The 8066-nt window shown below is 70.1% G+C and carries 7 protein-coding genes; 4 read left to right on the top strand and 3 right to left on the bottom strand.

Annotated features, from left to right (window positions below):
• Positions 1–50: 50 nt before the first annotated feature.
• Positions 51–3497 carry an AAA family ATPase gene (locus ACFWY6_RS21185; protein ID WP_384692527.1) on the bottom strand — a complete coding sequence of 1149 codons (3447 nt, stop codon included), beginning with the start codon at positions 3495–3497 and terminating at the stop codon, positions 51–53.
• 403 nt (positions 3498–3900) lie between these two features.
• On the opposite strand from ACFWY6_RS21185, the gene ACFWY6_RS21190 reads away from it, so the two are divergent.
• Entirely contained in the window at positions 3901–4227 is a 327-nt protein-coding gene (locus tag ACFWY6_RS21190; protein WP_384692529.1) for a hypothetical protein, read from the top strand.
• 331 nt (positions 4228–4558) lie between these two features.
• On the opposite strand, the gene ACFWY6_RS21195 is transcribed toward ACFWY6_RS21190, so the two are convergent.
• Both ACFWY6_RS21195 and ACFWY6_RS21200 read right to left on the bottom strand, forming a co-directional pair.
• Positions 4559–4879: a hypothetical protein gene (locus ACFWY6_RS21195; protein WP_384692531.1), complete on the bottom strand. Its 321-nt coding sequence runs from the start codon at positions 4877–4879 to the stop codon at positions 4559–4561.
• A 35-nt stretch (positions 4880–4914) separates the two neighbouring features.
• Positions 4915–5568, bottom strand: coding sequence for an HNH endonuclease family protein (locus ACFWY6_RS21200; RefSeq protein WP_384692533.1), 654 nt, complete (start codon positions 5566–5568; stop codon positions 4915–4917).
• A gap of 663 nt (positions 5569–6231) precedes the next feature.
• On the opposite strand from ACFWY6_RS21200, the gene ACFWY6_RS21205 reads away from it, so the two are divergent.
• From ACFWY6_RS21205 to ACFWY6_RS21215, 3 genes are all read left to right on the top strand, one after another.
• Positions 6232–6591, top strand: a complete 360-nt coding sequence (locus tag ACFWY6_RS21205; RefSeq protein ID WP_384692536.1) for a DUF317 domain-containing protein — start codon at positions 6232–6234, stop codon at positions 6589–6591.
• A complete protein-coding gene (locus ACFWY6_RS21210; RefSeq protein WP_384692539.1) occupies positions 6588–7172 on the top strand; it encodes a hypothetical protein in 585 nt (194 codons plus the stop codon). The genes ACFWY6_RS21205 and ACFWY6_RS21210 overlap by 4 nt, the downstream gene beginning before the upstream one ends.
• A gap of 81 nt (positions 7173–7253) precedes the next feature.
• A complete protein-coding gene (locus ACFWY6_RS21215) occupies positions 7254–7940 on the top strand; it encodes a DUF317 domain-containing protein (protein ID WP_384692541.1) in 687 nt (228 codons plus the stop codon).
• Positions 7941–8066: the final 126 nt, after the last annotated feature.

An 8066-nucleotide genomic window follows, 5' to 3' on the forward strand; every position in this document is an offset into this window, starting at 1 on the left:
ATGGCGGTATGGAGTTCGGGGCGGCGTCCGGCAGGCGTCGAAGGTGGGCGTCAGTTTCTGTCAGGTAGCAGGAAAGAGCGGCGCTCCTCGGTGCTGAGTTCCCGGAAGACCCGCTGGCGAGCGCGGCGCAGCAGGCCGTCGATGTCGTGATCGGCCATCGTCCAGACGCGTATGGTGCGGTCGCGGGAGGTGGTCGCCAGCCGCGAGCTGTCGGGGTGCCAGGCGAGGCCGCTCACCCGGTCGGCGTGGACGCCGAGTACCGCGGTCTGGGTGGCGCTGTCCGGGTCCCAGAGCCGGACCGTGCGGTCCTGGGACACGGAGGCGATGCAGGTGCCGTCGGGCGACCAGGCAACGTCCTGGACCCGCTCCTCGTGGCCGGCCATGACGGCGAGTTCGGTGCCTTCGAAGGGGTTCCACAGGCGGATCGTGCGGTCGCGGGAGCCGGTGACGAGGCGGCGGCCGTCGGGTGACCAGTGGACCTTCCAGACGTAGTCCAGGTGACCGCGCAGGGTGGTGACGGCGGTGCCGTCGGTGGTGTCCCAGACGATGGCGGTGCGGTCCGTGCTGGACGTGGCGAGATAGCGGCTCTCCGGTGACCAGGCCGTACCGCCGATCCAGTCCTCGTGGCCCCGCAGGATGTGGACGGTCTCACCGGTGGCGGCGTCCCAGACACGGGCTGTGCCGTCGCGGGATCCGGTGGCGATGCGGGTGCCGTCAGGGGACCAGGAGACGTGGGACAGTGCCTCGGTGTGTCCGGCCAGGTTGATGTCTTCGTCGCTGCCGTCCTCCCGCCACACGACGGCCGCACCATCGCGCAGGGCGATGACCAGACGGGTGCCGTCGGGGGACCATGCCGCATCGGACACCTCACGGCCGTGCCACCCTCCGGTCGTACGACCGGAAGCGAAGTCCCGGATGCTCAGGGAGCCGTCCTGGTGGACGGAGGCGATGGACGTCCCGTCGGGCGACCAGGCGACGCGGAACACCGCGCCATCGCGGCCGCTGAAGACGTTGGTGGTTTCGGCGACGTCCCACACGGCCGCAGTCCGGTCGCGGGAGGCGGTCGCCAGCCGCTTCCCGTCGGGAGACCAGGCGATGCCGTAGATGGTGTCGGCGTGCCCGGTGAGCCGGTCCTCGCCTTCGGTCCCATCAAGGCTCCAGACCCAGGCCGTACGGTCCGCGTCACCACCGGCGAGGCGCGTGCCGTCCGGTGACCAGGCCAGGGAGTTGATGACCTCCGGGCTCTCCAGCGTCCGCTGCACCTGCCAGCTGCCGGTGTCCCAGATCCGTATGGTCCGGTCACCGGAGGCCGAAGCGAGCCGGCGGCCGTCCGGCGACCACCGGATCGACTCGACGTTGTTCTGGTGGTCGGTGAGCACGGTGACGACGGCTGCGGTGGCCGCGGCCCAGACCCGTATCGTGCCGTCTTCTCCGCCACTGGCCACGTGTTTCCCGTCAGGTGACCACGTCACGCTCCAGACCATGCGCTGGTGCCCGCACAGCACTGCGGATTCGGCGTAGGTGTCGGCGTCCCAGATCCGCACGGCGCAGTCGCTGCCGACCGACGCGAGGCGGCTGCCGTCAGGCGTCCAGGCGACACCGCCGACCCCCTCCTCCCGGTCTCCGGTCGCCTCCGTGTGGCGCAGGACGGCCAGTTCGGCCCAGGTGTCGCAGGACCAGACGCGCACGGTGGTGTCCCTGCAGCCGGCCGCAAGCCTGCGTCCGTCGGGGGACCAGGCCACCCCCTGTACCCAGGCGCCGTCCCCCGCAAGCACCACCGGTTGGTCGTCGCGGTCCGGACGCCACACCCGTACGGTGCCGTCGTCGCTGGACACGGCCAGCCGCAGCCCGTCCGGCGACCAGGCCACCCCGGACGCGCCGCGTTCGAAGCCGCGCAGCACGGCTCGCAGCCGTGAGGCGCCCAGGGCCGTGTGCAGCGCCTGGACCGCGCCGGGTGTGGCCGCGCACTCCTCGACTGCCGCAAGGGCGGCGAGCACGGCGGTCTCCGGCTCCGTGTCGACGCTTTCGAGGGCCCGGACGGCCACCGCGTCCGCGGCACGTTCCATCGTCGCCCTGTCCGCCCGTAGCGACCCGTCCACAAACTCCTCGACCAGTGGCGTCGCGCCGACCGTCCGCGAGGACTGCGCCAGCCACCGCCGGGCGACAGACAGCCGCTCCCCGGTGAGGAGATAGGCGTCCTGGCGCTCCGCGTGGTCCCAGTCCTGCGCCCAGCGTTCCAGCTCGGTGCGGCGGCGCAGGTCCTCGGTACGGGCGACGACCGCTTGGCGCAGCGGCGCCCACTGGCGGAACAGCGCCTCGTGGGCCACGTCCAGGACGCCCCCGTCGCCGGTCAGCAGGCGTCCGGCGACAAAGGCATCGGCGACCTCCTGTTCCCGCGGGGTGAGGTCGCCGCGGCGGACCCGGCGGCGAGTGGCTTCGTTGCGGTCGATGGTGACAAACCGCAGCAGGGTGGGGATCACGGGTGCGTCCGCCAGCTCGCCGGTAATCTGATCGGCCCGCTCGGACAGGGCCCCGGCGACGCCACCGAGGGCGCCGTACGCCGCCTCGGTCACCGTCCCACCGGACCCTCCGGCGCGCAGGTACAGCTCTTGGAGGGTATAGGCGAGCAGCGGCAGCGCGTCGCCTCCGCCGCATTCATCGACCATGCGGGCCACGACGCCAGGTGCGAAGGTCAGCCCGGCCTGCTCGGCGGGCTTTTCGATGACCTCATACAGCGCGTCCCGGCCGAGTGCGCCGACGACGGCCGGGTTACGCACCAGCTCGGCGAAACCGGACTCCAGGAACCCGGTGAGCAAGTCCGAGCGCAGGGTGGCCACCAGCCACAGCCGCGAGTCACGCCGCAACGCGTCGCGTACGGCGGTGAGGAACGCCTCCCGCTCCTCGCGACCGGACAGGGTGAGCAACTCCTCCAGCTGGTCGATCACCAGCAACGCCGGCCGTTCGTCGGGCAGTTGGGCCAGCCGCCGCTGCAAGGTGCCGACCGGGTCCTCACCGGGCGAGAACGGTATGGCAACCGCCCAGCGCCCCCGCCGCCGGGCCAGTGCCGGCAGCAGCCCGGCCCGCACCAACGACGACTTTCCGCTCCCCGACGGCCCGACCACGGTCACAAACCGCTGCGCCCGCCCCGGCACCGCCGGATGCAGCCGCCCGACCAGCTCGGCGATCTCCCGGTCCCGCCCGAAGAAGACGGCCGCGTCGTCCTCCGTAAAAGCTTCAAGCCCCGGGTACGGCGGCTGGGCCTTGTTCCACACCCGGCGCACCGGCGCCGGCCGATCGAGGAGGTGCAGCGCGATCTGGCCCCCGACCAGCAGCACCAGCGCGACGCCGATCAGCGGCACCGACCAGTCCCGCAACAGCCGCAGCGCCAGCGGCACATGGTCCGACTGGCCCGTCGCGTAGTTCGTCGCGATACCCAACAGGGTCCCGACCAACATGAGCAGGACATCGACCATGAGCTTGAGGGGGCGTCGATCCATAGATCGACAATTTAGCTGTCAGCGAGGCCGAGATGGGCAGATCCTCATAACAACCCGGGGCCGCTGCATGCCCGATTCGCCGAAGAATCACAGCTCGGCAGGCTCCAGGACCTTCACCGCCCCGCAGCCGCGTCGCGCGGTGGTTCAGGCGAGCAAGCCGCCGACCCCAGGTTGGCGAAATCGGCGATCAACCAGACCACTGAACCTCACTCGCTGTCAGGAGCTCGACCGAGGGGCGACCACTTGATTGTCAGCAAACAACCGACGCGGCCAGTGTCAACCGCACGCGGATTCCAGCGTTTCGCCAGGAAACCCTGCCAACGAAACCGCGGGCCCTACATCCGCCCTGCTCGTCATGGACCGCGTCACCTTGCACGAGGAGTGGAGGGGGCGAGGTTTGGGTGTGATCCTCGCCTCAGAGGTCATCTTCCGGCTGATGCCCGGGTGTCGGGCCGTGGCGTGCTCGCCCGGCGTCTCTGACCTGAGTGCGGGCGGCCTGCGGAACGAAGCCGAGTGGGACCGCGTCACGGCCAAAATTGCCAGAGGGTGGGAGCGGATCGGGTTCCTTCCGTACCGGGACAACGTCTTGGTCCTGTCGCCCACCTCGCTGGTCCTGGAGGAGCAGCGAGGTCAGCTCCGTCGCAGGCTCGTGGAACTCGGGGCTGTCTGGTCGGCGGCGACCGCGCATAGTCGACTGCTCGACCGTCTGCCCGGTGCCTGCGGCATGTAGGACCTCGCGGCTCGTGTCGGAGGCCACGTCCGTGACCTGCGACTTCTGCCGCTGCCTAACGACGTGTCGGATGCTGGAGTCTCACGGTTGTGTCGGAAGCACGACGGTCCGTGTCGGCGTACCGCGGAAATCTTGCCAGGGCCCGGAAAGTGCACAGGTTGGTACGGGAGAGTGCACCGCCCAGCTACGAAAGCGCGACGGCGAAGGCGCTGGGCTACCTGAGCATTCGCGGTTGGGGAGGTGTCGTTGGTCGCTGGACGGGACACGCGCCACCTGGCTGGCCCTCGCCCGCTGCAGGGGCGAGGGTGCCAGCTTGCGGTGGGTCTCTGGTCTAACTGGCTCCCATCGGGGTCCATGTGACCTTCGCGTGGCTTTCCGCGGTGGCGGTATACGTCACGCGAACCTTGGCGCCAGAGCGGACCGGGATGGGATCGTTGCTTTTCGAGGTGACAGCACAAGTGACTTCCTGGCCGCTGTAGTCGGTGATCGTGACGGTCACCGTGGCGGCGTGGTCGGCCTCAGGGAGGAGGCTGACGATCAGCGTGCCGTCCAGGTTGACGGTCTCCTTGTGGGTTGTCGATTCCGCGGAGTCGATCCAAACGGTCGGCTCACCCAGGATGCTCGCCTGGTCGTTGGCTCGGAGACTGGACATGGGCCCTCCATGGAGGCTGTGTTCGGTCGGTGCGCTTACGGGGCGGGCTCGTACTCGACGGTGGTGTTGGGGCATGCCTCGGCGAGTCGAGTCAGGGCCGCCAGTTCAGCGGCGTCGACGGTGAGACCCCAGCGCTTCTTGTCTCCGGTCCATTCGGAGGCGTAGCGGCAGGTGACCTCGGGGTTCGGCAGCCACTCGGAGGGGTCCTTGTCGGCCTTGCTGCGGTTCGAGGCGGCTGTCACGGCGACGAGGGAGGTGTCGGCGTCGAGGTCGTTGGCGTATGCCTCACGCCTCTTGGCGCTCCACTGCGATGCCCCGGAGTCCCATGCCTCGGCGAGCGGGACCATGTGGTCGACATCCAGGGCGCCGGCGGACGTGACCCATTTCGCGTCGTAGTAGGACCACCACCGGCCGCCGGACAGCTTGCAGCCGGGGAGGATCTCCGGCGCGTCGACCGCTTCCGCGATGAGCACCTCCATCCTCGTGTTGCAGCCGTCGTCGAACTTTCCGGCGTTCCAGTGCTTGAAGCTGGTGCGCTGGTAGCCGTCGCGGCTCTCGGTGGCCTGAGGAAGGCTGGCAACCGCCTCGGATAGGGAAACGGTCTCGGCGGCGTGCGCCGGTGTGGTCATGGTCAGGGGCAGGACGGTGAGAGCGGCGGCCGTCGCGGCGCGCAGAAGGGTCTTGATCACGAGGCGAGTTGTAGCGGTCAGAGATCGCCCGGCCCGGACGACGACCGGGCGGCTCACCCGAGCGGGTGGGCAAGTTCACCGCAGAAACGATCAAGCGTTGCAGCTTGGCGGCAGACCGCGAGGAAGGGACGGCGCTGTCATGAGCTGGCAGCAGCTGTGCGCATTGTGGTGTACCACGCTGTGCACTTTCAGGCATAGGCCAACAGTCCGCACGGATCGGGACGAATCGTCGATCCTGCGATCGATGTCGAATCCGACGGTGATCCGACATCGACTGTGAGATTCCGACACGGAACCTGAGATCCCACACGGCTGTAGGGTCTCGCGTTCGGCTTCATACGGCGGCGCCGTGACCTGCGGATACTCCCGCTGTCTCACGCCGCTTCACCGAGATCTATCTCAACTCCCGCTGCACTTCCTCGCGGTGAACCGAGGCGACCCCCGATCGACTGGCCGCTGACCTGCGGCGTCTCACGCCCGCTTCATGAGTGCAGCCGATGTGCAGCGGAGCGGGAGACTGTGCAGCGAGACCTGAGACCCCACAGGATGACAGGGGACAAGTTCGCTGGGGGCAGACAGGAAAGATCGCGAAAGGACTGGTGGAAGCCGCCAGGGGCATGTCAACGTAGGCGACCTTCCCCGAAACCCCAGGTCAGAGAGGTGATGCCTGTGACTGTGGATGCGTCTACGCCCGGATTCTCCACCACCACCGAGGCGCTGCGGCTGCGTTCGTGGCAGCTGGGGCCAGGCCAGCCGACGATGGTCACCGACCTGTTCAAGGCGGAGTTCTTCCACCTCGTCGTGGACGACCGGGCCGATGTCCATGTCAGCAGCAAGGACGGCCGCTTCTACCTCGGGTGGTTCCCGCTGGGGCGCCCCGGCACCGACGGCGACGGCTGGACGCTCGCCGTCACCGGCACCGCCAAGGTGCCCGGCTACCGGATCCACTTCGACACCGAAACGCCGGCGGAGATCGTCGCAGCCACGGTCCAGCGTGTGCTGGCCACCTCCCGGCCGCTGTGAGCCCACTGCCACCGCGCGGCTCGGAGCTGCCGCTCACGTACGGCACGTACCCTGCCCTCGGCCCCTGGTGGGGTGCCCGCTACTGCAAGGAGAACGCCTTGGCCCCGGAGCTGACCGTCGGCGACCTGCTGGAGAGCCTGTCCGCCAGCGACCGCGACGTGGTGGTCCGTCTGTGGATCAACCCCTTCGCCCGCACGGCCCGCCGCCTGGGCGGCGTGGTCTCCGCCCGTGACGACGCCGACCGGCCGGTGGTGTTCATCGCCGAAGCCAAGGGAGCTGAGCCGCTCGGGACACTGCCCGAGCCGACCGTCGGCGATCTGCTCGACCAGCTGTCGGCCTGCGACCGCGGCGCCGTCGTGCAGCTCGCCATTAACCCCGACTTCCCGATGGCTCACCGTGCGGGCGTCGTTGCCGCTGCCCGCGACGAGCAGGGCCGTCCCGTGCTGTTCCTCACCGAGCCGGAGGAGGCCGAGCAGTTTGGCCCCCTCCTGCCCGACGTCGCGGTCGCGCTGACCTGGCACGAACCGACCGAGGCCCCGCCGCGCCGACGGCGCGGCACCCGCCCCACTGGCGGGCAGTGAACCACCCCCGAGCCCACGGAGGCGCCCCTGCACCCGCACCATCCCTCTGACTCCTCCTACCCCGCCGCCTCGCCGGACCCGGTGCACTGGGTCACCCCGCGCCATCTGGCCGGCGACGACGACGCCCTCGCCGAGCGGACCGGCGACATCCTGACAGGTCTGGGCTGGCGCATGTGGCCGACCGCCCGCGACACCCTGCTGTATGTGAGCCCGGACGAGCTGCGTGGCGCCGAATGGATCCTGGCCAGCAGCCCGTTCACGCTCGGCGGCCTGCGGGTGGCTCTGCAGATCTCCGCCCGCCCGGACACCGCCAGCGCCCTGGTGCAGTGGAACGCCTACTTCACCACCGGCGTGCCGCACGAGGCACTTCACGACTTCCTCGTCGCGCTCGACGCCAGCGCGGTGCCCGACAGCGGTTTCGAGGAGCCCGAGGTGGTGGTCACGGCGCTGAGCGCACAGGGCTGGATCCGCGACGTGGACCGCCCCCGCACCGCGGCCACGGACCCCGGCTTCGCCTCGCACGTCTCACTCGAGATGTTGCCTGACCTGATCGCGGACGCCGACCTGCGGGAGGACCTGATGGGCTGGCAGGCATGGGCCGAGCCCACGTTCGGCGCCCCCTACCTGTGGTGCGCGAACTTCAGCCCGAGCGTCCCCAACGAACTGGTCGCCAGCTTCGCTTCCTCGCTCGCCTCTCCGGTCCCGGTGGCACGCCACCGGCTGCCGCAGAGCGCGGAGAAGCACCTCACCATCGTCCACCGCGGCTGACTCGGGCCCGGCACGCGAACGGCGCCCCGCCCCGGGGCGGGGCGGGGGCCCCCCCCGCCCCCGGGGGGGGGGGGGGAGGAAACCCCCAGATGTTAAGGCGCCCCCCGCGGGGGGGGCGGGGGGGGC

The sequence above is a fragment of the Streptomyces sp. NPDC059037 genome (assembly GCF_042740015.1).
Taxonomy (GTDB): Bacteria; Actinomycetota; Actinomycetes; order Streptomycetales; family Streptomycetaceae; genus Streptomyces.

Excerpts from the sequence above, each read along its gene's own strand:
- ACFWY6_RS21195 (WP_384692531.1), bottom strand. The coding sequence starts at position 4,879 with ATGTCCAGTCTCCGAGCCAACGACCAGGCGAGCATCCTGGGTGAGCCG.
- ACFWY6_RS21185 (WP_384692527.1), bottom strand. The coding sequence starts at position 3,497 with ATGGATCGACGCCCCCTCAAGCTCATGGTCGATGTCCTGCTCATGTTG.
- ACFWY6_RS21205 (WP_384692536.1), top strand. The coding sequence starts at position 6,232 with ATGCCTGTGACTGTGGATGCGTCTACGCCCGGATTCTCCACCACCACC.